This window comes from Streptomyces albus subsp. albus, from assembly GCF_000725885.1.
GTDB lineage: Bacteria > Actinomycetota > Actinomycetes > Streptomycetales > Streptomycetaceae > Streptomyces > Streptomyces albus.
This window is the reverse complement of record NZ_JODR01000001.1, coordinates 393,059-417,138: the sequence shown is the minus strand read 5'-3', so window position 1 is coordinate 417,138 and position 24,080 is coordinate 393,059. Positions and strand designations below refer to the sequence as shown.

The 24,080-nt window shown below is 69.3% G+C and carries 21 protein-coding genes and 1 tRNA gene; 14 read left to right on the top strand and 8 right to left on the bottom strand.

Features of this window, described 5'->3' with window-relative positions; translation table 11 throughout:
- Nucleotides 1-1,096: Hsp70 family protein (locus IO40_RS0101870; RefSeq protein ID WP_030409154.1), on the bottom strand; the 1,096-nt coding region annotated here is incomplete at its 3' end.
- A gap of 331 nt (nt 1,097-1,427) precedes the next feature.
- On the opposite strand from IO40_RS0101870, the gene IO40_RS0101865 reads away from it, so the two are divergent.
- From IO40_RS0101865 to IO40_RS0101850, 3 genes are all read left to right on the top strand, one after another.
- Nucleotides 1,428-3,734 carry a (Fe-S)-binding protein gene (locus tag IO40_RS0101865; protein ID WP_031174741.1) on the top strand — a complete coding sequence of 769 codons (2,307 nt, stop codon included), beginning with the start codon at nt 1,428-1,430 and terminating at the stop codon, nt 3,732-3,734.
- Nucleotides 3,735-4,268: 534 nt separating this feature from the next.
- Nucleotides 4,269-4,712, top strand: coding sequence for an ATP-binding protein (locus tag IO40_RS0101855; protein WP_016471926.1), 444 nt, complete (start codon nt 4,269-4,271; stop codon nt 4,710-4,712).
- 190 nt (nt 4,713-4,902) lie between these two features.
- A complete protein-coding gene (locus IO40_RS0101850; RefSeq protein WP_016471927.1) occupies nt 4,903-5,883 on the top strand; it encodes a Yip1 family protein in 981 nt (326 codons plus the stop codon).
- Nucleotides 5,884-5,951: 68 nt separating this feature from the next.
- On the opposite strand, the gene IO40_RS0101845 is transcribed toward IO40_RS0101850, so the two are convergent.
- From IO40_RS0101845 to dcd, 4 genes are all read right to left on the bottom strand, one after another.
- Nucleotides 5,952-7,502, bottom strand: a complete 1,551-nt coding sequence (locus IO40_RS0101845) for a ricin-type beta-trefoil lectin domain protein (protein WP_031174740.1) — start codon at nt 7,500-7,502, stop codon at nt 5,952-5,954.
- Nucleotides 7,503-8,317: 815 nt separating this feature from the next.
- Nucleotides 8,318-8,626, bottom strand: a complete 309-nt coding sequence (locus tag IO40_RS0101840; protein ID WP_016471929.1) for a hypothetical protein — start codon at nt 8,624-8,626, stop codon at nt 8,318-8,320.
- 463 nt (nt 8,627-9,089) lie between these two features.
- Nucleotides 9,090-9,587 carry a phosphoribosyltransferase gene (locus IO40_RS0101835; RefSeq protein ID WP_016471930.1) on the bottom strand — a complete coding sequence of 166 codons (498 nt, stop codon included), beginning with the start codon at nt 9,585-9,587 and terminating at the stop codon, nt 9,090-9,092.
- Between the two features lie 45 nt (nt 9,588-9,632).
- Nucleotides 9,633-10,208, bottom strand: coding sequence for a dCTP deaminase (gene dcd, locus IO40_RS0101830; protein WP_016471931.1), 576 nt, complete (start codon nt 10,206-10,208; stop codon nt 9,633-9,635).
- A gap of 520 nt (nt 10,209-10,728) precedes the next feature.
- Between dcd and IO40_RS0101820 the strand changes: the two genes are divergently transcribed.
- Nucleotides 10,729-10,802, top strand: a tRNA-Gly gene (locus IO40_RS0101820).
- 138 nt (nt 10,803-10,940) lie between these two features.
- Here the strand turns inward: IO40_RS0101820 and IO40_RS0101815 are convergent.
- Nucleotides 10,941-11,729 carry a GntR family transcriptional regulator gene (locus IO40_RS0101815; RefSeq protein ID WP_031174739.1) on the bottom strand — a complete coding sequence of 263 codons (789 nt, stop codon included), beginning with the start codon at nt 11,727-11,729 and terminating at the stop codon, nt 10,941-10,943.
- Between the two features lie 115 nt (nt 11,730-11,844).
- Between IO40_RS0101815 and IO40_RS0101810 the strand changes: the two genes are divergently transcribed.
- Both IO40_RS0101810 and IO40_RS0101805 read left to right on the top strand, forming a co-directional pair.
- Entirely contained in the window at nt 11,845-12,252 is a 408-nt protein-coding gene (locus IO40_RS0101810; RefSeq protein ID WP_031174738.1) for an NUDIX hydrolase, read from the top strand.
- Nucleotides 12,253-12,297: 45 nt separating this feature from the next.
- Nucleotides 12,298-12,771, top strand: coding sequence for an ATP-binding protein (locus tag IO40_RS0101805; RefSeq protein WP_031174737.1), 474 nt, complete (start codon nt 12,298-12,300; stop codon nt 12,769-12,771).
- An 889-nt stretch (nt 12,772-13,660) separates the two neighbouring features.
- Here IO40_RS0101805 and IO40_RS37465 read toward each other — a convergent pair.
- Nucleotides 13,661-14,773 (bottom strand): DUF5677 domain-containing protein, encoded by a 1,113-nt coding sequence (locus IO40_RS37465; protein ID WP_137016945.1) that lies wholly within the window; start codon nt 14,771-14,773, stop codon nt 13,661-13,663.
- Nucleotides 14,774-15,822: 1,049 nt separating this feature from the next.
- On the opposite strand from IO40_RS37465, the gene IO40_RS0101795 reads away from it, so the two are divergent.
- From IO40_RS0101795 to IO40_RS0101785, 3 genes are all read left to right on the top strand, one after another.
- On the top strand, nt 15,823-16,062 hold the full coding sequence (locus IO40_RS0101795; protein ID WP_016471937.1) for a ribbon-helix-helix protein, CopG family: 240 nt from the start codon (nt 15,823-15,825) through the stop codon (nt 16,060-16,062).
- Nucleotides 16,059-16,493, top strand: coding sequence for a PIN domain-containing protein (locus IO40_RS0101790; protein WP_016471938.1), 435 nt, complete (start codon nt 16,059-16,061; stop codon nt 16,491-16,493). The genes IO40_RS0101795 and IO40_RS0101790 overlap by 4 nt, the downstream gene beginning before the upstream one ends.
- Nucleotides 16,494-17,026: 533 nt before the next feature.
- A complete protein-coding gene (locus IO40_RS0101785) occupies nt 17,027-17,770 on the top strand; it encodes a hypothetical protein (RefSeq protein WP_030409163.1) in 744 nt (247 codons plus the stop codon).
- 20 nt (nt 17,771-17,790) lie between these two features.
- On the opposite strand, the gene IO40_RS0101780 is transcribed toward IO40_RS0101785, so the two are convergent.
- Nucleotides 17,791-18,843, bottom strand: coding sequence for a type II toxin-antitoxin system prevent-host-death family antitoxin (locus tag IO40_RS0101780; RefSeq protein WP_031174736.1), 1,053 nt, complete (start codon nt 18,841-18,843; stop codon nt 17,791-17,793).
- Nucleotides 18,844-18,995: 152 nt separating this feature from the next.
- Here IO40_RS0101780 and IO40_RS0101775 point away from each other — a divergent pair, with 152 nt between their 5' ends.
- The 5 genes from IO40_RS0101775 to IO40_RS0101755 all read left to right on the top strand — a co-directional run bounded on the left by IO40_RS0101775 (nt 18,996) and on the right by IO40_RS0101755 (nt 24,064).
- Nucleotides 18,996-19,808 carry a hypothetical protein gene (locus IO40_RS0101775; protein ID WP_031174735.1) on the top strand — a complete coding sequence of 271 codons (813 nt, stop codon included), beginning with the start codon at nt 18,996-18,998 and terminating at the stop codon, nt 19,806-19,808.
- A 78-nt stretch (nt 19,809-19,886) separates the two neighbouring features.
- Entirely contained in the window at nt 19,887-20,735 is an 849-nt protein-coding gene (locus IO40_RS0101770) for a DUF72 domain-containing protein (RefSeq protein WP_031174734.1), read from the top strand.
- A gap of 502 nt (nt 20,736-21,237) precedes the next feature.
- A complete protein-coding gene (locus IO40_RS0101765; protein ID WP_031174733.1) occupies nt 21,238-22,359 on the top strand; it encodes an ATP-grasp domain-containing protein in 1,122 nt (373 codons plus the stop codon).
- Entirely contained in the window at nt 22,356-23,282 is a 927-nt protein-coding gene (locus IO40_RS0101760; RefSeq protein WP_031174732.1) for an ATP-grasp domain-containing protein, read from the top strand. The genes IO40_RS0101765 and IO40_RS0101760 overlap by 4 nt, the downstream gene beginning before the upstream one ends.
- Nucleotides 23,283-23,344: 62 nt before the next feature.
- Nucleotides 23,345-24,064, top strand: a complete 720-nt coding sequence (locus tag IO40_RS0101755) for a hypothetical protein (protein ID WP_016471945.1) — start codon at nt 23,345-23,347, stop codon at nt 24,062-24,064.
- The last annotated feature ends 16 nt before the right edge of the window (nt 24,065-24,080 follow it).

Here is a 24,080-nt window from a genome sequence, read left to right as displayed (position 1 = left end):
TCACGTCCAGCAGCAGGACGTCCTTGACCTCACCCTTGAGCACACCCGCCTGGAGGCTGGCACCGATGGCCACGACCTCGTCCGGGTTCACACCCTTGTTGGCCTCCTTGCCGCCGGTCAGCTCCTTGACGAGCTCCGCGACGGCGGGCATACGGGTGGAACCGCCGACGAGCACCACGTGGTCGATCTCGCCGAGCTGGATGCCCGCGTCCTTGATCACGTTATTGAACGGGGTCTTGCAGCGCTCCAGCAGGTCCTGGGTCAGCTGCTGGAACTGGGCGCGGGTGAGCTTCTCGTCCAGGTGCAGCGGGCCCTCGGCGGACGCCGTGATGTACGGCAGGTTGATCGTCGTCTCGGTGGACGAGGACAGCTCGATCTTCGCCTTCTCCGCGGCCTCGCGCAGCCGCTGGAGGGCCATCTTGTCCTTGGACAGGTCCACACCGTGACCGGACTGGAACTGCTTGACCAGGTAGTCGACGATGCGCTGGTCCCAGTCGTCACCACCGAGGTGGTTGTCACCGTTGGTGGCCTTCACCTCGACCACGCCGTCGCCGATCTCCAGCAGCGAGACGTCGAACGTACCGCCACCGAGGTCGAAGACCAGAATCGTCTGGTCCTCCTTCTCCAGGCCGTAGGCCAGAGCGGCGGCGGTCGGCTCGTTGACGATCCGCAGCACGTTGAGGCCCGCGATCTCGCCGGCCTCCTTGGTGGCCTGGCGCTCCGCGTCGTTGAAGTACGCCGGGACGGTGATGACGGCGTCGGTGACCTTCTCGCCCAGGTACGACTCGGCGTCCCGCTTCAGCTTCTGCAGCACGAAGGCGCTGATCTGCTGCGGGTTGAACTGCTTCTCGTCGATACCGATCTTCCAGTCGGTACCCATGTGGCGCTTGACCGACCGGATGGTCCGGTCGACGTTGGTGACGGCCTGGCGCTTGGCCACCTCACCGACGAGCACCTCACCGTTCTTCGCGAAGGCCACGACGGACGGCGTGGTCCTGGCGCCCTCGGCATTGGTGATGACGGTGGGCTCACCGCCCTCGAGAACACTGACGACGGAGTTCGTCGTACCCAGGTCGATGCCGACCGCACGAGCCATGTCTGTTTCCTCCAGCTGCCTGTAGCTGTCTGTCTTGCTTGAGTGAAGCTGACTCAAGAGTGCATCACTGGCCCCATAGCGTCAAGAAGCCTGAGTCTCGCCGACTCAACCTCTGTGATTACGGTCCGCGCATGGTCGGCGGCGGACAGGAAGAGGGCGGAGGGCACGGCCTCGGGCCGGCCCCCGGCGGCGCAGGCACCACGCCCGCCGGGCGGAGGGGCGACGCAAATCACCGGGGGACGCGGTACAGCCATCCACGACAAGTGGGTAGTCTCATACGGACTGGATAAGTTACTGCTTAGTAAATGCCTCCGTGCTCCGAGGAGCCGTTATGCAACTCGCCGCGATCGTCGTCACGCTGGTGCTCACCGCGGTCGGCATTGCGCTCATCGCCCGCGCGGTAGCGCAGATCTACCGCTTCGTGAAGCTGGGCCAGCCGCTCCCCGCGGGTATGCGGAAGGACAGTCCCAAGCAGCGAACGGCCACCCTCGTCAAGGAGTTCCTCGGTCACACGAGGATGAACCGGTGGGGCGTGGTCGGCATCGCCCACTGGTTCGTGGCGATCGGCTTCCTCACCCTGGCGCCGACCATCATCAACGCCTACGGCCAGCTCTTCCGGGCCGACTGGACGCTGCCCGTCATCGGCGGCTGGCTGCCGTACGAGATGTACATCGAGTTCATCGGCGCCGCCACCACCGTCGGCATCCTGGTGCTCATGGCGATCCGGCTGCTGAGCCTGCCCTCCCGCGCCGGCCGCAAGTCCCGGTTCACCGGCTCGAAGATGTGGCAGGGCTACTTCGTCGAGTACGTCATCCTCGTCATCGGCGTCGCCATCCTGATGCTGCGCGGCCTGGAGGGCGCCCTCCACCACGTGGACGGCTACGGTCCGGCGTACTTCGTCTCCTACCCGCTGACCGCGGCCTTCGACGGGCTGAGCACCGGCACGCTCCAGAACCACGTCTACCTGTGGGCCCTCATCAAGCTGGGCACGACGATGATCTGGATGATCACCGTCAGCCTCAACACCAACATGGGTGTGGCCTGGCACCGCTTCCTGGCGTTCTTCAACATCTGGTTCAAGCGGGACGCCGCGGGCGGCACCGCGCTCGGCGCCCTGCAGCCGATGATGTCCGGCGGCAAGGAGATCGACTTCGAGACCGCGCTGGACGACGACAACGAGGAAGAGGTCCGCTTCGGCGCCTCCCAGGTCGAGGACTTCTCCTGGAAGGGCATCCTCGACTTCTCCACCTGCACCGAGTGCGGTCGCTGCCAGTCCCAGTGCCCGGCCTGGAACACCGGCAAGCCGCTCTCCCCGAAGCTGCTGATCATGTCGCTGCGGGACCACGCCCACGCCAAGGCCCCCTATCTGCTGGCCGGCGGCGGCAAGACCATGGAGGGCGAGGAGAAGGCCACCGAGGAGCAGCTCAAGGGCGTCCCGCAGGCCGCGCTGGCCGAGGCCGAGCGCCCGCTGGTGGGCACCGCCGAGGAGAACGGCGTCATCGACCCGGACGTGCTGTGGTCCTGCACCACCTGCGGCGCCTGCGTCGAGCAGTGCCCCGTCGACATCGAGCACGTCGACCACATCGTCGACATGCGCCGCTACCAGGTCATGATCGAGTCCGCGTTCCCGTCCGAGGCCGGGACGATGCTCAAGAACCTGGAGAAGAAGGGCAACCCCTGGGGCCTGGCCAAGAAGCAGCGCCTGGAGTGGACCAAGGAGCTGGAGAAGGAGACCGGCATCCAGGTCCCCGTCGTCGGCAAGACGGTCGAGGACCTCACCGAGGTCGACTACCTCTACTGGGTCGGCTGCGCCGGCGCCCTGGAGGACCGCGCCAAGAAGACCACCAAGGCCTTCGCGGAGCTGCTGCACATCGCGGGCGTCAATTTCGCGATCATGGGCGGGGACGAGAAGTGCACCGGTGACTCGGCCCGCCGCCTGGGCAACGAGTTCCTCTTCCAGCAGCTGGGCGAGGAGAACGTCGGCACGCTGAACGCCGCCTGGGGCGAGGACGACGAGGACCCGGCCACCCGGAAGCCGAAGGCCACCAAGAAGATCGTCGCCACCTGCCCGCACTGCTTCAACACGCTCGCCAACGAGTACCCGCAGCTGGGCGGCCACTACGAGGTCATCCACCACACCCAGCTGCTCCAGCACCTGATCGACGAGGGCAAGCTGGTGCCGGTCACCCCGGTCGACGGGCTGATCACCTACCACGACCCGTGCTACCTGGGCCGCCACAACAAGGTCTACACGCCGCCGCGCGAGATCATCGGCCGCGTCCCCGGCCTGCGCAACGAGGAGATGCACCGCCACAAGGAACGCGGCTTCTGCTGCGGCGCCGGCGGCGCGCGGATGTGGATGGAGGAGCGCATCGGCAAGCGCATCAACAACGAGCGCGTGGACGAAGCCCTCAGCCTCGATCCCGACATCGTCTCGACGGCCTGCCCGTTCTGCCTCGTCATGTTGACCGACTCGGTCAACGGCAAGAAGAACGACGGCAAGGCCAAGGAGAGTCTCCAGGTCGTGGACGTGGCGCAGCTCCTGCTCGACTCCGTCAAGACGCCGCCGGCCGACCCGCCGGCCGACGACGGCGTCACGGCGAAGGACCCCGAGCCGGAGCCCGAGCCCGCGCAGTAGCCCGCACGCTGCCGTCATCCCCAACGGCCGGTCCCGTACGCCACGGGACCGGCCGTTGCGCGTTTTACGGCACCGCGTGGTCAAATGCGATCAGTTGGAACACCACACGGGCCAAACCGCTGTCGCGGTATACCCATTGCCGCGTGCCGGGCCTAGCCTCCCTACACACGCTTCCGCGCACGGCACAGCACGACAGCGGCACGGAACGCCGCCCGGGAGGGCGCGCGCCCGGCCGGGCGCGGGACGTGACGCCGCGGCTCGCCCCGGCAGTCCCGTACGTACTGTCCCGTGAGGTCGGCACAACGGCACAGCAGACGACGCAGCAGCACGGCGCATCAGCAGCACAGCCGGACAGCGGCACAGCGTGCACGGCACAACAGCAGCACAGCAGGTACGCGAGGAGGAGCACCAGGTGGCGGACCGCGCGGCCCCGGGCCACAGGGCCAAGGACGGACCGGCCCAGCACGACCGGGCCGCGGGCCCCCACGCGGGCGCGACCGCCCGCCTCCCCCGCGAGCGGAAGGAAGGCCGCACATGCTGAGCCCCGAACTGCTGTGCCGCCTGCGCTTCACCCTGCGTGACCTGCCCCGGCTCCGCGCCGAGGTGGAGGCACGCGCCGCCTCGGCCGGGCTCGGCGAACCGCGCCGCGGCGAGTTCGTCGTCGCGGTCGACGCGGTGGCCACCAACGCCGTCGAGCACGCGGGCGGCGGCGGCCAGCTCGTCCTGCGCAACCTCGGCCACGAGCTGGAGTGCCAGGTCGCCGACTCGGGCCCCGGTTTCTCCGAGGACGTCATCCCCGAACTGCTCCCCGGCCTCGACGGCGCCCCCAGCGGACGCGGGCTGTGGCTGGCCAAACTGGTGACCGACCGGCTCTCGGTGGCCGAAGCCGCCGGCAAGGGCTCCGTCGTCACCTTCGCGGTCCGCCTCCCCGCCGCCGACACCGCCTGCCGCCCCGCCCCGCCGGGCCCGCGCCGCTGACCGGTACAGGACCGGACCCGGCACCCGGCGCCGCGGGCCGGAGTCACCACCGGGGTGGGGTTGCCTCCACCCCGGGGTGGAGGCAACCCCACCGGGACCCCCTAAGGGATGTCACAGCTCAGCAGCGATGTCAGGCCATCCCACCCGGCCATGGCGCACAAGGTCGCCGCGACACGGTACGTTCGATGACGTGGCTGGTTTCAGGAGCGGTCGCGGCCGGGACTCCCGGGGCGCGCAGCAGTATGGGCAGTACCCTCAGCACCCCTCGGGTCCGCCGTACCCGCAACAGGGCCCCGGCCCGGGCGGCGGGCCGGGCCCCGGCGGGCCCGCACCCGGCGGCTGGCAGGCCGGACCGCCAGGACCCGGCGAGCCCGAATACTTCGGCGACCCGCACGGCGCGCCCCCCGGGCCGCCCTACGGCGCGCCGGCCGGCGGCCCCGGCGGACACAACCCCGGGCCGCAGGGCTGGCACGGCCAGGACCCGCACGCCAACAACCCCGGTCACACGCAGGCGTTCAGCATCCACGACCCGTACGGCGCCCCCGGCCCGCACGACGGCGGCCCGGACGACTACGGCTACCAGGACGGCGGCAATTACCACGTCGGCAACGCCCCGGCGCCGCCCCCCGGCCCGCGGCTCCACTGGAAGCATCTGCTGACCGGTGTCGTCCTGCGGCCCAACGCCACGTTCTGGCAGATGCGCGACTACACGGTGTGGGGCCCCGCCCTCATCGTCACGTTCATCTACGGGCTGCTCGCTGTCTTCGGCCTCGACGAAGCCCGCGAGGACGTGATCAACTCGCCGTTCTCGCAGGCGATCCCGTACGTCCTCATCACCGGTGTCGCCGTGGTGATCGCGGGGCTGATCCTGGGTGCCGTCACCCACACGCTGGCCCGCCAGTTCGGCGGTGACGGTGCGTGGCAGCCCACCGTCGGCCTGGCCATGCTGATCATGTCGCTGACGGACGCGCCCCGGCTGCTGTTCGCCCTCTTCCTGGGCGGCACCAACCCGGTGGTGCAGATCCTCGGCTGGGCGACCTGGGCGCTCGCCGGCTTCCTGTTCACCTCGATGGTCAGCCGCTCCCACGACCTGCCCTGGCCCCGCGCCCTGGGTGCCTCCGCCATCCAACTGCTGGCCCTGCTCTTCCTGATCAAGCTGGGCACGCTGTAGCCCCGGCCCTGTGCCCCCGGTGCCCGGCACACTCCCGGCACCGGGGGCACAGGCGTGCCCGGGAGCGCTCAGGCGGTGAAGCGCTGCGCGTCCGACCCGTTACACGCGGCCAGCCGCGCCCTGTCCTCCAGCCCCGGCAGCGTCACGCACAGCCCGGTGTCGGAGGCCGGCCGCAGGGTGTCGCCCTGCCGCACGAAGCGCTGCCCCGCGGCGTCCGAGCAGTTGCCCAGCTCCAGCCCGGCCCCGGCCTGCACCGCGCCCTCGCTCTGCACGCACCGGTCATGGGTCTGCCCCGCGTACAGGCTCCGGCCCTCCGCGTCGTACCACCACAGCTGGTTGCGCTGCCCCGGCTTGCACGTCCAGCCCCGTACGTCGGTGCCGACGGCGCTCTTTCCGCCGTCCGCGTCCAGACACGTGCCGGTGTCCGCGTTGCGCAGCCGATTGAAGACGTCGTCCCAGGCCAGCTCGTACAGCTTGGGCTTCCCCGCGCCCTGCGGGTCGGCGCAGGACGCCTCCCGGACCCCCTTCAGCCCGGCCTGGTACATCCTCGTGAAGCAGGTCGCGAAAGCGCCGTGGCCGCGCTCGTTCGGGTGGAAGGACTGGCGCACCGAGTTGGAGTCCGGCGGGAACGGATTGCTCAGATCCACGTACAGCCCCCGCGCCCAGGTGTTCTCCATGCACACCTCGTGCCCGTGGAACAGCCGCGAGGCGTCCAGATAGCTCGCCCCCGTCCGCCGCGCGGCCTCACGGATGCCCGCCTCGAACTTCGGCACCGCCACGTTCCGGCCCCACGCGGAGTCGCTGGTGTAGCCCACGCAGCCGCCGACCAGCTTCCCGGGGAAGTCCGGGTTGTCCTCGACGTCGGGACCGATCGGGCTCGGATACCCCATGACCACCAACTGGTAGTCGCCGTCCGCGTACCCGGCGTCCCGCATCACCGTCCGCAGGTCCTCGACGGTGCGCTCCACCTTCGGCACCAGCCCGGCGATCCGCGCGTCCCAGCCGGGGTCGTACTTGGGCTCGCAGCGGCCCTGGAGCGTCAGATACCGGGTCACGCAGTCGGTCATCACCGGCCCGAACTGGAGGTCGTCGTTCGCCCCGACGACCAGCTCGATCTGCTTCAGCCGCGTGTTGCGCGCCTTGATGGCGAGACTGTCGCTCTGCACCAGTTCGTCGGCGTACTGCTTCGTCCCGCCGATCCGCACGTTCTCGGTGCTCGCACCGGAGCAGGCGACGTTGTACGACACGTCCACGCCGATGCCCGTACGGTGCACGGCCGCGTCGGGCGACCGGTGACACCAGTTGTCCGGCCCGTTCGTCCCCGGCTCGTAGGTGCCCACACCCTCGCCGGAGATCTCGCTGTCCCCCAGCGAGATGACGCTCGTCTTGCGCTCCCCCATCGCCGGGGCGTCCGGACTGCCGTAGAGCTTCTCCGCCTCCTGCGCCCGGATCTTCTCCAACTCGGGCGGCAGCGGCGCGACCCGCGCCTGCGCGCCCGCCTTCGCCTGCACGCCCGTCGTCGCCTGCGCACCGCCGGGCGCGGCGATGGCCGCGCCCGCCCCTCCCAACACCATGACCAGAGCTGCCGCGAGCGCTGTCGCGGGTCTCGAACGCGCCATCAGGTGATCTCCCTACGGCCGGCATCTGCGGTTGTTACCGCCGGTTCTTACCCGCAGGTAGAGAAAAAGGGAACCACCCGCGCCAGGATCCCCCCACAGCGGCCAAACCTCCCCGTCCCGCCCAACGGGAGAATTCCGGCCAGGAGTTGAGACCCCGGCTTCATTCGTAGTACTCCGGCGCCTGGGCGGAGCCCGGTCGGCGTGCGGGCAGCGGCCCTGACTGCGTGAGGGCGCCGGGCGCGGCCCGCGTGAGGGCGGCGGGTCAAGGGCCGGAGCCGTGCCGGGAGGCAGGGGCGGCTCCTCCGCCGGAGGCGTCCCCTCGCCCGAGCGACCGACCCGGATCCGCCCACAGGTGGAGGCCCGGACGGCCCGGAGCGACGACGCTGACACAGGAGCGGGACCGACGGGGGGGGACCGCTCCAAGCGGCTCGCACCCGAGGGCGCGAGTCGCCAAGGGAGCGCGGGGGAGACAGGGGGAGAGGAGGGTGGCGCGGCGTACGGGGGTACGGGTGGTACGCGCGGGTGCGCATGCTCGGGGGCGCGCGAACCACACGGCCGGCCACCCTCCCACCCGACAGCTGACCGCCGCGAGGGGGTTTTCACAGGCCGGGCCCGCCCCACCGGATCCGATCATCACCAGCACGACAGCCGGAACCCCCGCACGCGCTCACGGACGGAGCGCGAACGGGGGTCGCGGAGGGACAGCGGAAGGGCTCAGGCACCCAGCAGAAGCCGGCGTTGCCGCGACGTACAGCCCCGTCCGGGCCGCCCGGGCGGCCCGGACGGGTTCCGGGCCGGTCAGCTCGGAGGGGTTCTCAGCAACCCTTCACGGAGTAGCCGTCCGAAGCGGAAGCGCTACGAAGCGAGGGCGGGCCGGGGCACTGGCTGAGCGAGTCGATCCGGAACGTCCACGAACCGTCGGCGTTGGGGCCGAGGCAGGAGAACTCATTGACGCCCCACCAGGTGTTGCCGTCCTTCTCGCATGCCTCCTTGCTGGGCTCCTTGTAGGTGTCGCCCACCATGTACGCGTGCGGGTCGGGCAGAGCCTGTGCGGCTCCGGCGGCGACACCGGAGAAGGCTATGAGGCCGGCGCCGACAATGGCGGCGCGCTTGATTCCGCGCATACGTGCTCCTTCTGCGTACGTGCGTCGCGTGCACGCCCGACGACGTGCGGGCCGCGTTCCGGGCGTGCGCACTGCCTGCGCCCCTGCCCCGGCGCCGACCCCGGCTACACGCCGACCCCCGGCTCCCTGCCGGCCCCGATCACGCGCCGATTCCGGTCACGCGCGGACCGGTCACGCCTCGGTGGCGGCCCGGCGCGTAGGGGTGCGGCGGTGGGCATCCCATCCCCGATGGGAGCCCCCGACACGACGGGACCGATCTTCGGTACCGAGGAGTCCGATGGCCGGGCCGACGGAAAAGTTCACGGAGAGCCCGGAAGAAATGCCCGGGAAGAGGCCGCCGGAACGGCCGGCCGACGCCCTTCCGCCCCCGCGTAACCGGCATCAAGCGTGCGATGACCGGACATGTCCCGCAGCACCGAACCACGGTGTGCCACGCAGCGCCCGCTGAAGCTGTTCCGCTTCGTCAGGCGTCCAGCACCTGTCCCTCACGCCGCACGACGGGCGGCTCGACGGACCACGGGAAGTTGATCCACTGATCGGTCCGCTTCCAGACGTAGTCGCACTTCACCAGGGACTGCGACTTCTCGTAGATGACCGCGCTGCGCGCTTCCGCCACGTGCTCGGCGCAGAAGTCCTGCACGAGCTTGAGGGTCTTGCCGGTGTCGGCGACGTCGTCGGCGATGAGCACCTTCTTACGGCTCAGGTCGACGACATTCGGGACAGGCGGCAGCATGACGGGCATGGCGAGCGTTTCACCCACACCGGTATAGAACTCCACATTCATGACATGCAGGTTCTTCACGTCGAGCGCGTACCCGAGCCCGCCGGCCACGAAGAGGCCGCCACGGGCGATGGACAGGATGATGTCCGGTTCGTATCCGTCGTCGGCCACGCTCTGCGCCAGCTCACGAATGGCCTGTCCGAAGAGGGTGTACGTCAGGTTCTCGCGCTCGTCACTCACAGGAATCTCTCTCGCTTGCTCGCCGGCGGTCAGCTGGTCCCGGTCTCAGACCTGGGTCCGGTGGAAGTTCAGATACGAGCGGGAGGGGGTCGGCCCGCGCTGGTCCTGATAGCGGGAACCGTACTGCGGCGATCCGTACGGGTGCTCGGCCGGGGACGTCAGCCGGAACATGCACAGCTGGCCGATCTTCATGCCGGGCCACAGCTTCATGGGCAGCGTCGCGACGTTCGACAGCTCCAGCGTCACATGACCGGAGAACCCCGGGTCGATGAACCCGGCCGTCGAGTGCGTCAGCAGCCCGAGCCGCCCCAGCGAGCTCTTCCCCTCCAGCCGCGACGCCACGTCCTCGGGCAGCGAGATCACCTCGTACGTGGAGGCCAGCACGAACTCCCCGGGGTGCAGGATGAACGGCTCGTCCCCCTCCGCCTCGATCAGCCGCGTCAGATCGGGCTGCTCCACCGCGGGGTCGATGTGCGGATAGCGGTGGTTCTCGAACACCCGGAAGAACCGGTCCAGCCGTACGTCGATACTGGAGGGCTGCACCATGGCCGGATCGAACGGGTCGATCCGCACCCTGCCGGCGTCGATCTCGGCCCGGATGTCCTTGTCTGAGAGAAGCACGGCCCGAGACTACGCGCACGAGGCGGGGCCGGCCCAATCGGACCGGCCCCTGTGACGCTGCGGAGCTCCCTCACCGACGACTGTTTCCGGCCGCCCGAAGCTGCGGAGCCCCGCTCACCTTGCCCACTGCCCGGCGCTAGCCCTGGCGCGGACGTCCCACGGGCACCGCCTGCCGCAGCCGCCCGCACCGGGGACACCGCAGGAGCCGCCCTGGCCCGATCCGGGAGGACCCCAGATGCTGCATCGGGAACGTCGAGGTGCTGAACACATGCCCCTCGGCACACCGGACGACCGTGGATTCCATCGCTTCCCTCTCCCCAGTCACATGGATGCGTGGACGACAAAAGCCACGTTAGGGGATGGATCCGGCGCCCTCACGAGCGGCACTCCGCCCCTACCGTACGCCCCCTCAACCCCCCTCCCACCCCCACAACGACAAAAGACCCAGGCCATCTGCGGCCGGGGTCTCCCATGCGGTACAGTATCCACTCGAAGAGCCAGCCCTCTCCGCTGACTCCTCGCGGGCGTAGTTTAATGGTAGAACATGAGCTTCCCAAGCTCAGAGCGCGGGTTCGATTCCCGTCGCCCGCTCCACGACGAAGACCCAGGTCAGCGACCTGGGTCTTGTTTGTTGTCGGGTTTGTCGTCGGGGCGGTTACGTGTCCCCATGCCTGTTGCGTTGCGTCCCGAGAACGGTGGCGCCGACCGCTTCGGAACCGAGTCCGACCTGCCCTAGTCGGCGGGGAGTTGGTAGGCCAGTACGTAGGCGTCGGCGGCCATGACGGTGTCGCAGACTTCCACCGCTCGCCCCTCGGTGTCGTACGCGGTCCGGAACAGACTGATCACCGGTACGCCGGAGGAGAGGCGGAGCGTTTTCACTTCGGCCGGGGAGGGCATCCGGGCGCGGACCTCTTCGTCGAAGTGGTCCAGGCGGTGACCGAGTTCTTCCAGCCGGGCGTAGATGCCGCCAGGACCCGGATTCGGCTCGGCGATCTGTGTGCCGCGCGCCAGGTCGAGAGGGATGTAGGAGACGGCGAACTCGACCGGGCGTCCGCCGAGCAGGTAGCGGCGCCGACGGGCAAGAACCTTGCGGGGCGAGCCGAGACGCGCGGAGATGTCCGGTGCCGGCTTCTCTTCCTTGACCTCCAGGCTGTCCACCTCGGGCTTGCTCCCGGCGGCTTCCGCCTCCACCGTGAACGCCGACTTCCCTTGGTCGCGGTAACGCCGGGCGAACCGGTCGGAGGCGAGCCGGCGCACAGGGGGCCGGGGCCGGACGAAGACGCCTTTGCCGTGCTCCGCGGTGACCAGTCCCTCGCTCTGGAGGAGGGAGAGCGCGTTGCGGACGGTCATCCGGGACACCCCGAAGTGCTCGACCAGTTCCGACTCGGAGGGCAGCTTGGCGCCTTCCTTGAAGCGGCCCTTGTCGATGGCCTCACGGATCCGGTCGGCGATCTGCCGGAAGACCGCTCGGTCACTGGTGGGATCCAGCGCCCCGAGGAGGCCGGAGGAAAGAGCCACCATCGACTGTGCTCCTTTAGATATCTAGACGAGCTGCTGAGTTCCGTTGCTACGGTGGTGAAGCCTAGCCATCCGAGGGGACCCGAGAAACGTGAGCACCGCAGAACGCCCCCACTCCGTGAGCGTCGCCGGCGTCATCGTGGACGACGCGGGCCGAGCGCTGCTCATCCAGCGCCGCGACAACGGCCAATGGGAGCCGCCCGGCGGCGTGCTGGAGCCCGCGGAGACGATCCCGGACGCGCTCCAGCGCGAGGTCCTCGAAGAGACCGGCATGAAGATCGCCCTCCCGGCGACCCTCACGGGCGTCTACAAGAACATGACCGGCCTGATCGTCTCCCTGGTCTTCCGCTGCGAAGCGGTCGACGGCTCCCCGACGACGGGCAAGGAGACCTACGCGCTTCGCTGGGCCACCCGCGAAGAGGTCACCCAGCTCGCCGACGAGGCATACGCGGTCCGCGTCCTGGACGCGCTCGACGCGGCATCCCCGCCGGCTGTCCGGGCCCACGACGGCGTGCGACTCGTCTAGCACACACCCACTATCCATAGCGGCCACCAGCACGAAGGAACTTGTATGCACGAGTATATGAGTACGGAACGGATCTGGGAACTCACCTGTCCAGGACTCCCCGAAGAGGTCGGCCGAGTCCGCCGCTGGACCCGGGACGTGCTGCGCGACAGCTCATGCGGGGAAGACGCCGCCTTGATCGTGAGCGAGCTGGGCTCGAACGCACTGGTCCACTCGGCGAGCGGCGGCCCCAACGGGAGCTTCCACATCTCCTTGCACCGGTCACCCGGCACCGTCGTCTTGGCGGTCACCGACACCGGCGGAGGCGAGACGGAACCCCACGTCGAGACACCGGACGAGGACGACACCCACGGCCGGGGTCTGGGCCTGGTCGCAGCACTGGCCAACCGCGTACAGGTGAGCGGAGACGACTACGGCCGAACGGTCACCGTCGAGATCAACGACCAGCACCAGGCGCCGGCCAAGCCCTCAACGCGAAGGGCTCGCGTCGCACTCCCGGCCCCGAGGTCGATGACATGAGCGAGCGACCGCAGCCGCCGGTACGGATCTACTACTGCGAGTGCTACGTCAACGAACGCCGCATCGGCACCTACGACGCCTACAGCCCACGCGAAGCCCTGCGATGGATACGCATCAGCCTCATGATGATCGCAACCACCCTGGACGAAGCCCCTACCGCCGAGCCCGCACATGGCTCGACCACGGCCAACCAGCAGCAGCCCACGACCTCGAACAAGGCAGACCGCACACCCTCACACTCAAGCAGCGCAGCACCCAGGCCACTTGGACAGTCAGCCCGATAGTCTGCCCGCCAGCTCACCACGGGCGTGCGTAACAACTTTCTCTACGACTTCAAGGCGGCCCGCTGACGCGGGCCGCGCGCGCTGGCGGCCCGCGGCCGCCGCCCGCTCCTGTCTCCGCCCCGCTCCGCGCCACCCCCGGCCCGCTCAGCGCGCAGCCCGAAACGGCAATCCACCTGCGGATGCAGGACTCCAGGAGCGCGATCAGGCGTAGGAGGTCGACCAGTTCTGTACGGCTGGGCACGGCATACCGAAGAGGTCCGTGGCGCGGCGCCCGGTTTCGTCGCTGCCCGCGGGCCGGTCACGCCATCGCCGGGGTGGCTGGCTGAGGCTGCGCAGAGGCGTCTGCGGGTCCAAGACATAAGCGTTGGAAACGTAGCTGACGACGGTGGGTGGCCGAGGGACCCACTTGCAGGCGCTCAGGCACCTTCCCCGCCGTCGTGGCTGACTTTCCCCACTTGAGGTCTGAACAGCACGCCAGAACCAGGGGCCCACATCGGGATTACTGGCAGGCGAGCAGGCAACACGATCCGCTGGCCCTCTCTCCCCTAAAACAACTCCAGCCTCATAGCCGATCTCCCGCCCTACTAGGGGAGCCGCACCCCAATTCACGAATTACGCTTCCCGCCAAACCTTTCTTCATCTCTCTCAATTGCAAGAGAGACGTCCAGAAAAAGTTGAGCAGCACGACCCCTCACTTCATCCAGGGCCTTCATGGTGACCAAGCTTGTGAGGTCAGCCCCTTGAGGCAGCCCTTTAATCAAGAGCATGACAGTCGTCTGATACAGCGAGTTGAGAGCCATTGAGGCAGGAACCTCCAGGCCGACGTTTGTCTTTCCGACCCGCATCAGCAGCTCTCCCCTGAATTCCGACGAATTAAGAGAAAGCCCCCTTGCCCCTGAATGCACTTCATTGCTAGCCATTTGATAGTAGCCGCGCATATGCCCCATCTGCACTTTCTCTTCGGGCCCGCGAAGATTATCATTGGGGCAATACTTCTTCGCCCAACCGTATTCCCCTTTGAAGTCTTTGCCATACTTGGAGATCGCGGCATTATATCGACGCTCAATCAGATCGAGGAAGTTTTGATCGAGCGGTTCCATGCCCAAGAACCTGTGATCTTTCTGGTACTGGAGAGCGCTGCGCCTTTGGGTGACCACTTCGTGGTCAAGGTAGCGAGCCGCAAGGTCAGAGTTATCAACATCGTCTACAGAGTCGCCGATGGCTCCAGCCACCACTGCCATTTCGTGAAGAGTTCTGCATCGCGCAAGGGCTCCTTCAGGGAAGCCGTTCTTAAGGAGTGCAAGAACCTCCCCCGCAACGCGACAGGACTTAGCGTGGATGCGGACCAATGCCTCAAATGCGGCCGTCCCATCAGCACTAAGAGACTTTGATGACTTCAAGGCTATCGATTCTCCAGCCTCACGGGCACAGGCTGTGGAAATAGTGAAAGCCTTGAACGCCGCATCATACCTCCGCCGGAGGCGCTTATTGAACCCCTCATCCAGTTTATGATTCACGCGATAGGTCCGCCTATCGCGCAGGACGTGCTCTGCGACCTGCAGCCCCATCTTCTCCGCGAAACTTTCAACAGATCCAGTGGCCGCCTTTTCCAAAACCTGCTCATCAACCTCCTCTACGCCCGATTTCTGCAACACATCCATCACGTATTTCGCGAATTTTTCTTCGACGCTCGCAGTCTTTTTTCGGAAATTCCTCACCAGTGCCACTCCTAGACTCAGAATCCCAATACTAGAAGAAAAATCAGACGGGGCATACCTTTTTACTCTGACCTGCATGACTCGATGGGCGCTAGGCGACAGCGGCTGGTGTGGACGTTTTCCTCCCAACCTCCCCTACGGCTGTAAACAGATGTTGCTCAGGAGGAGAGCGCCCCCTCACAGCTCCCCATGCAACCGGTGCGCGCCTCCCCGCCAGAGTTGGCCGTGCCTCAGGCTGGCATGGGATGCGGACTCAGGAGGTGGCAAGCAGTGGGCACTCAGTCGAGGTGTGGCGCGATCACCGAGAAGGGCACTCGATGCAGGAACTTGGCGATGGTCAACGCTTCTCGCTGCTACCGGCATCGTGGCGAGTGGTCGTCGTACACGATCGAGAGGCGAAAGAAGCAGCCTCGCAAGCGCCGTAAGAAGTGAAGGAGGAGCGTGCCCGTGCCGTGCCCGTAAGGCCGGACAGCCACGGTAAACGAGGGGTTCCCCGCGAGCGTGCCCGACGAGCCCAAGCTCACGAAGCGCCAGGTCAGCAGGGTGACAGCGCCCAAGAGCCCCGTGATTCCCAAGCTCAGAGCGCGGGTTCGATTCCCGTCGCCCGCTCCACGACGAAGACCCAGGTCAGCGACCTGGGTCTTGTTTGTTGTCAGGACTAGTTCAGCCATCTCGTGCCAGATCCGTGCGGAAATTTTCGTCGCCGTCGTCGTGCGGGGTCTTTCTGCGCTCGGCACGTGCGCGCCCGTCCGGTCCGGAGGCCACCTGCGTCTGCCGTTCGTCGTCGTGGTGCTGCTAGATGAGCGCGGCTGGCGGAGACCGGCGAGGCGAGCGCAAAGCCGAAGCACCACGTCGAGACACTCGACGCGGACGACACACACGGCCCGTGGTCTGGACCTGGTCGCAGCACTGGCCAATCCATGTACGAGTGAGCGGAGACAAAACCGCGGCCGGACGGTCACCGTCGAGAGCAACGACGAGCACCAGGCGCCAGCCCCTCATCACTGCTACGCACCACCTCAGGGATATGGCTGAGGTACCATAACCATATGGCTTTGAAGAAGACCACTGTCATGGTCGACGAGGAGGACCTCGCGCTGATCAAGGAAGCGGCAGCGCGGGAGGGCCGGCCGGAGTCGGAGTACTTCCGGGAGGCGTTCCATCTCGCGGCGCTGCGCAGTCGGCGCTGGGACGAGGACTGGGACATCCCGAGTCTGGACTTCGGCGGTCCGGTCACCGCCGAGGAGATTGACCGAGCGGTCTCGGACGGCGTGGCGGACGCAGAGTGATCGTCGTAGGCGACACGTCCGGCCTGGTGGCAGCCCTCAACGCCGCGGACCCCGAGCACGAAGCCGCTCGCACCGCGATGCGCCAAGCAGCGCTCACCGTGGTATCACCGCTGGTGATCCTGGAGATTGAACACATCACCACGCGCAACGTCGACCGCAAGGCTGCACACGTGGTGAACGACTGGCTACTGGCCCAGGAAAGCACCGGGCGCTTGACCATCCCTGAGCTGTCCGCCGACACGCTGCGCAAAGCGCGTACGGTCCAGAACCGCTACGCAGCACTGCGCCTCGACCTTACCGACGCGGTGAACGTCGTCCTGGCCGAGGCATACGACACCGAGACCATCCTCACCCTCGACCGCCGAGACTTCAGAACCGTCACTCCACTCACCGGCAATCATGCCTTTCGGCTTCTGCCCGACGACCTGTAGCACCTGCCCCGTGCCAGATGCAGGCCAGAACGACCGGACAGCCGCGGTCGGCGGCGGACACCGCAACACACTGAGTGCCTGGCCAAGCAGTGTTCGTACAGGTCGGGGCCTATGCCGACCGTTCACCCCCGCGGTTCCCAGGCTCAGAGCGCGGGTTCGATTCCCGTCGCCCGCTCCGATGAGAACCCCCGGGTCTGGGCTCGGGGGTTGTTGCCCGCTTCCGGATCGCCGCTCAGCGTCAGCGAGTTCTCATTCGGTGCCCACAGTTTCGTGCCGGCGGGTTGGCAAGTCGCGATGGCCGCGCGCGGGCGAGTGCGGTCCTGGTTCAGGGTCTTTCGGCAGGCCGGACCGGGGTGCTCCAGCCCGGTGGAGGCGGCGGTCTGAGCGGTGGGGGTTTGCCAGGTGTCCGGTGGGCGCAGGACACAGGGGGCGAGGCTGACGGGGGAGGAGTGGTGGTGGGGGACGCAGCGCGGAGGGGGCGTCGGTTACGGGTTGCGCGGCGGCGGCCGGCGCCGGGGCGCGTACGGGTACGGGTGCGGGAGGAGTCGTCCGCGGCGCCCTCCGGGGCCGGGGCGGCCAGAGGGCGGGGGGCTTGGCGGCGGGTCGGGTGGGCGCACGGGATCACGGTCACCGGGACCGCGCTGGCCGCCGTCGCGGCGGTCGGCGGGCTGTGGGCCCAGGCCGTGGCGTCGTACTGGGCCCAGCAGACGGCGCGGGACCAGCTGTCCCAGTCGAGGGACGACAGCGTCCGCCGGGTGCGTGATCAGGCATCGAAAGTGACGTACTGGGGTGGCGGCGGGTCGGCGCTCGAACGGGGTGCCACGGACACGGTCCCCTCACGCGGTGTCGGCTCAGCGGCTCTGCACGTACTGAACAGGTCCCCCGACCCGGTTCCCGCGGCGCAGGTCGCGCTGCGCGTCGTCACGAAGAGTGCCGATGACGAGGAGCTGTCGGAAGAGACGTGGGTTCTGTCGCTGCACGACATACCGCCCTGCACCCACATCACGTACCCGCAGTCCGCGCTGGAACTCGGGGCGGTGCAGGAAGCGGGGACAGAGCCGCTCAACGTCTCCTCCGGGGACGGTGTCTGGGGTCCTGTCGCGATGCATTTCGTCGACACCCGCGGGCGGGAGTGGAGGCGTACGCAGACCTCCCTCAAGGAGGGATCGATGCCGGATGCCGTCGCGAAACCCCTTCAGGCGCACAACTTCGTCGTGGGCACCGATGCGAAGGTGCGGGAGGTCGAGTCCTGCGGTGATGCGGGCGGGGGCGGTTGAGGGCAGGAATCGTGTTCCGCTCATCCGTTGCGCAGCCGGGCGCAGCGGACGTTGCCTGTGGTGAGGGCTTCGCGGGGGAGGTCGAGGGCGAATGCTCGTTCCAGGGCGGCGAAGAAGAGGGGGACGCTGCCCGTCCAGTCGGTCTGCTCCTCCGCGCGGCGGAGGTGCGGGTTGAGGAAGGACAGGGGTGCTTCCGGGTGGAAGGGGGGCTCGCCCGGGGTGTACCAGGGGATTTCGTACATGTCCCGGCGCGGTTGTTCGCCGTACTCGGCCGGGAAGGGGTTCTGGTACACGCCGTCCTTCTCGTAGGAGAAGTCGTAGATGCCCTTCGCCATGGTCCCGGTCAGGGTGATGTGCTCGGAGGGAGGCGGGTCGAAGGCGCGGAAGAAGGCGAAGTCGAATTCGTGGTAGCCGAGCCATGTCCAGCCGTCCGCCTCGCCGAAGGCGATCACGTCGAAGAAGTCGTCGGTGTCCTCGTTCTCGTCTTTTCCCCATACCTGGTGGAGGCGGAGGCCGTCGGTGATGTCCTGGGGGTCGGCTCCGTAGGCGAGGGCGGCTTCCTCGGGGGACGGGCCCTTGAGGAATTCGAGGATGCGGAAGGGGTGCTGTTCCTTCCAGTCGTCGGCGATCCACGCTATGCCGTCGCCGATCGGGCGCTGCCAGGCGAGGAACACCTCGAAGGCGGCTGCCTGTTTGGGATCCATGTAGCCCTGGCGGACGGAACTCGCCTTGTCCTGGAGCCAGTCGATTTCCTCGACGGAACGCAGTTCGGCCACGACCGCGCGGTCCCGGGTGAATGTCATCCGCACTCCGTCGGGGTGCGCGTAACGGGTGTAGGGGCCCTGCTGGACTGGGCCGAGGGGGCTTTCGCGCGTGGTGGGCGTCCAGGGTCTCGGGCCGCGCTGGGCGGCCCGTTGTGCGAAGTGTTCCAGTTCGGCGAGTTCCGCCGCCGGGAGGAGAACGCCCGCCGGCTCGCCGTCGTCCGTGACGGTCAGTCGCTCGCCGGTGTCCTCGATGTGGCGGATCAGTTCCTCGAAGTCCTCGGTGCACGCGTTGAGTTCGACGTTTGCCATGGGGGCGGACCATAGCCGGTGCCTCTGACATGCCTTCTGTGATCAAGATGATGCCGGCCCGGTGCGCAACCCCGTGCGAGGCAGGCGGGTCTTGTCTGCGTCGACCCCGCGCCGCTTCCGGGCGCGGGGCGTGGAGCACAGGGAGACGCACAGTGCGAGTCGCCGTCATTCGTCGTACCGTCCTGACCGCTTCCGCGGTGTCCCTCGCGCTGTCGGTCACCGCGTGCGGTGCCGGCGCGCAGGGCGACGGGGGCGACGCGGGCAAGGAGGGCAAGGGCGGGTCCGCGCCGGGCAAGGCGGCGGTCAAGGCGCTCAGCGCCGCGGAGCTGGGCGAGCGCGTGATCGCCCAGGGCGACGTGAAGGGGCACCAGGTGGAGAAGCCCGGCAAGGATGACGTATTCGCGCCGGGTTCGGTCTCTGCGGGGAAGGCGGCGTGCGAGCCCGTCGCGCAGGTGCTGTCGTCCCTGCCGGTGGGGAAGCCGGTGTCCCGCGTGCAGCGGCTCGTCGTCCACAAGCCGGCGGAGGCCGAGAAGGGCATGCCCTCGACGGACAAGCTGGCCGGCATGACGGAGAAGGAGGCCGGGGACGCCGCCCTCGACTCGCTGGACATCACCAAGACGATGACTTCGCTGTGGTCCTACGACGGTGACGGCGCCGCACGGGCGCTCGCCGCCCTGCGGAAGGCCGGCAAGGCGTGCGCGGGAGGCTTCACCATGACCGCCGACGAGGAGAAGCAGCAGGTCACCAAGGTGACGGAGGAGAAGCTGTCCGCAGGGCAAGAGGCTGTCGCCTGGACGGTCGGGACGAAGCAGGGCGGCAGTGCGGCCGACACCAAGGTCGTCGTCTTCCGGCAGGGCGCCACGCTCGCCGGTTTCTCCTCCTTCAACATCGCCGCGATTTCGCGGGGTGAGAAGTTCGGGCAGCCGGCCGCCGTCATCGAGGCGCAGGAGGCCAAGCTCCGCTGACCCCCCGTTTCCCCCGGGGCTGTCCGGCGGCTGCCGTCCGTCGGGCTGAGTGTGCCGCGTGCGGGTAACCGGCGCGGCATGGGTGACATCCTCGTGGGCACGTGCTCGTGGGCCGATCCGATGCTGGTGCGCAGCGGTTGGTACCCGCCGGGGCGACGGGACGCCGAGGGGCGGCTGCGGTACTACGCCGGGCGGTTCCCCGTCGTGGAGGTCGATGCCACGTACTACGCCCTGCCCCGCGAGCGGAACAGCGCGCTGTGGGTGGAGCGGACGGGGGACGGGTTCGTCTTCGACGTGAAGGCGTTCTCGCTGCTGACCGGGCACCCCACGCGAAGTGCGGTGCTGCCGGACGGAATACCGGCCGACGCCCGTGACCCCGGGGTGCTGGACGAGGTGTGGGCGCGGTTCGCCGCGGGGCTGGCACCGTTGCGGCGGGCGGGGCGCCTGGGGAGCGTGCTGTTCCAGTTCCCGCCGTGGTTCCGGCCGGGGGCGCGGGCCGAGGAGGTGCTGGCCCGCACCGCGCGGCGGACGGAAGGGTGGCAGGTCGCCGTCGAGTTCCGGCACCCCGCGTGGTGGCACGAGGAGCGGGCGGACGCGACCCGCGCACTGCTCGCCCGCTACGGAATGGCGGCGGTCGCCGTCGACATGGCGTCGGGACTGCCGTCGTCGGTACCGCCCGTCACGTGCGTCACCTCGCCGCGGCTGTCCGTCGTACGGTTCCACGGACGCAGCACCGCGTGGGGCACCGGCAGCAAGGAGGAACGGTTCCGGTACGCGTACCGCGACGACGAACTCGCCTCCTGGCTTCCCCGGTTGCGGGCGCTCGCCGCGGGTACCGAACAGGTGCACGTGCTGTTCAACAACTGCTGCGGTGACGCCGCCGTGCGGGCCGCCGAGGCGATGCGGCGACTGCTGGGGCCTACCTGACGGCGGTGCATCTGTTGAGCGCCTCCCTCCACCCCTCGGCGGCCTCGGCGGCCGGTTGTCCACCGACCGCCGCCCGGACCCTGGGGGCCCGGGACGGCGCCCGGGGCGGTGCCCGGGACGGCGTCGGGGCCCTGTGCACCCTCCCGGAGCTCGATGCCGGCGTCGGTGTCCGGAACGGTGTCGGCGTCGGGAACGGTGTCGGCGTCGGCATCGGGGGCGTCAGCGTCGGGGGCGTCGGGAACGGTGTCTGCGTCGGGAACGGCGTCGGATTCCGGTTTCGTCGTCCGCATCGGTGCCCGCCCCCTTCGTCTCCTCCCGGACGCGGTTGCCGAGGGCGGGCTTCCGGCGGGGCGCCCCCGTTCGCGACCGCCCCGGCACCGTACGGTCAGGGCCGGCCGGCGCGCCGAACGCCCTGCTCCGGGCGGTGGTTGGGGCCGCGGTCGTCGCGCCGAGCGCGGCGGATAGCGTTCTCCGTGGCCGGGTCATATGCGTGGGGAGAACAATGAGGCTCTGCTTTCTGGTGGAGGAGGAGTACCGCCACGACGGCATGCCCGTGGAGGTGATCCGCCGGCTCAGGGCCTGGGGGCATCGCGTGGACGTCCTGCGGCCCGGCAGCGCGCTGCTGCGCGTGTCGGAGGAGATACGCGCGGGCAGCCACGACGCCTGGGTGCTCAAGACGGTGTCCGGCGGGCCCGGTCTGACGCTGCTGGAGGCCGCGGCGGCGGTAGGGCTCACCACCGTCAACGACGCCCGCGCGATACGCGGCGTACGGGACAAGGCGCTGGCGGCTGCCATCGGCCGCAGCAGCGGGCTGCCGGTTCCCATGACGTACGCGGTGGCACGGTCCGAAGCCCTCCGGGAGATACCGGCGGCCGAGTTCCCCCTCGTCGTCAAGCCCGCCGACGGCAGCTCCGGCCGCGCCGTACGGCTGGTGGCCTCACCCGACCTGCTGGACAGCGGGCCGCTGCCGGCGCAGCTTGCCGCGGACCTGGCGGGCGGCGGCATGCTCATCGCCCAGCCGTACGTGCCCAACTCCGGCGTCGATATGAAGGTGTACGGCGTCGGGGGCGAGCTGTTCGCCACCCAGCGGTGTTCGCCGCTGCACCCCGACCGCTCGGTGCCCGAACGGCGGGTGCCGCTGAGCGCCGACGTCGCCGCCATCGCCGCCGAGACGGGCAGTGTGTACGGGCTCGACCTGTTCGGGGTCGACCTGGTGCTGGGGCCCGACGGGCCGGTCGTCGTCGACGTCAACGACTTCCCCAGCTTCCGGCAGGTGCCGGACGCGGTGGCGCGCGTCGCGGGGGCCGTGCTGGACCTCGCCCGGGCCGGGAGTGCCCCGCACCCGGGGTCCGGTCCGGTGCCGCTCCTCCCCCTGGCCGGGGGCGGCGACGGCGCGCGGCCCCAGCCGGCCGCCACCACTGGCCCCCACCTGGCTTCCGCCCCGCCCCACGCGGCCCGGCCGTCCGCCGCGGTACCCGCGTCGGTGCCCACGGCTGTGGCGGGCTCAGCTGGCGTGGACCCAGTGGTGGCGCCGGGTGCGGCGGCTGTGACGGGTGCGGCGACCGTATCGAGGGCGACGGGTGTGACGGCCGTGCCCGTCACCGCCGCCGGGGACGCCGGATGAGAGTCGGACTGATCACCTCCCGTCCCGGCCACCCCCTCCTCGCCGGGACGGCAGCGCTGCTGACACCGCGGCACGAGGTGGAGACGCTCGACCCCGAGACGGCCCCGCTCGACGGGTCGGCCCCGTCCAACAGGTCGGTCCCGTCCGACGGTCCGGCCTCGTCCCACGGAACGGCCCAAGGCCGGCTCGTCCACCGGCTCGCGGACGTCTATCTGCTGAAGGCCCGCACGCCGCGGGCCCTCGCCCTGGCCCGCCGGCTGGAGCAGCACGGCGCTGTCGTGATCAACTCGGCTGCCGCCACCGCGTTCTGCCAGGACCGCACCGCCATGGCGGAACGGGCACTCGCGGCGGGTCTGCCGTTCGCGCCGACCCGCACCTTCGCGACGCTCCAGCAGCTGGCCGCCCGCCCCGGGCTGGTCTTCCCCTGCGTCGTCAAGAGCCGCCACAGCCGACGCGGTGACCTGGTGGCCCGCGTCGACGACGCCGACGCGCTCCGCGCCCTGTGCGGCACCTGGGCGGACGAGCCGGTGGTGGTGCAGCCGTTCACCCCGAACGACGGCTGGGACCACAAGCTGTGGGTGATCGACGGCCAGGTCTTCGCCGCCCGGCGCCGCTCCGAGCTGGCGGCCGGCGGCAAGAGCCCGGGTACCCGTCTGCGGCCGGAGGCGCTGCCCGACGGCTGGACCGCGATGGCCCGTGCGGCGGGCGCCGCCTTCTCCCTCGACGTGTACGGCATCGACCTCGTCGTCGCCGACGACGGCTCCCCCACGGTCGTGGACGTCAACGCCTTCCCCGGCCTCCGCGGCCAGCCGACGGCACCCCGTGCCCTGGCGGACCTGACCCTCCGCACCGGGGCGGAAGCGGGCTTGCTGGTTGGGGAGTTGTCGCGAGGGGGGCCGTGGGGGCGGGGGGTGACTCGTTAGGGTCGGGCGGTGTGGTTGTCGGCCGGGCCGCGTGGGCCCGGGTGTCGGTGAGGGGGACATCGATGGGGATGCGTTCACGGGTCGTGCTGGGCGTTGTGGCCCTGGCCGCGTTCGGGGCCGTGGGGACGGCGCCGGCGCAGGGGGCACCGGCCGCGGTGGGGACTTACGACGAGTTCTCGCGGCTCGACCAGCGTTCCGCGGGCCAGTTCGGTACGGGGGACTCGGTGGCGGGCCAGTGGTCGTGGCGGACGGAACCGTCCGGCGAGTACACGATCAACTGGGAGGTGGAGGAGCCGGAGAACCGGGAGCGGTTCCGGCGGTCGGCGGACGGTGAGTGGCTGCTGCTCGACGGGTGGGGCAAGAAGGGGCACACCTACTACGAGCAGCGGGTGACCTCCGAGAAGAGCGGTGACGCCGGCTGCGGGCAGATGACGCCGATCCCCTCGGAGGGCGGCCGGCAGCACTATGTGCGCTGGAACATTCCCGCCGAGGGCTACTGCCTGGACGCCGAGGGCACCATCCAGGAGGAGAAGGGCGGGCCCGAGATCCGCTTCCGGCACCGGCAGGTGTGGTCGCCGCCCCAGCCGTGCTCGAACGCGCGGTTCAAGGACCGCGTCTGCATCACGCAGCACGAGATGTGGTGGGACGACAACAACCACCCGTACCAGAAGACGCTCGACCGCAAGGTGCAGCTGGCGAAGGGGCTCGGCATGGCCTTCCGGATCGAGCAGACGTTCCCGCAGCCGTGGTCGGCGGAGATGATCCGGCAGTGGGACTACTGATCCGGTGACGTGACCG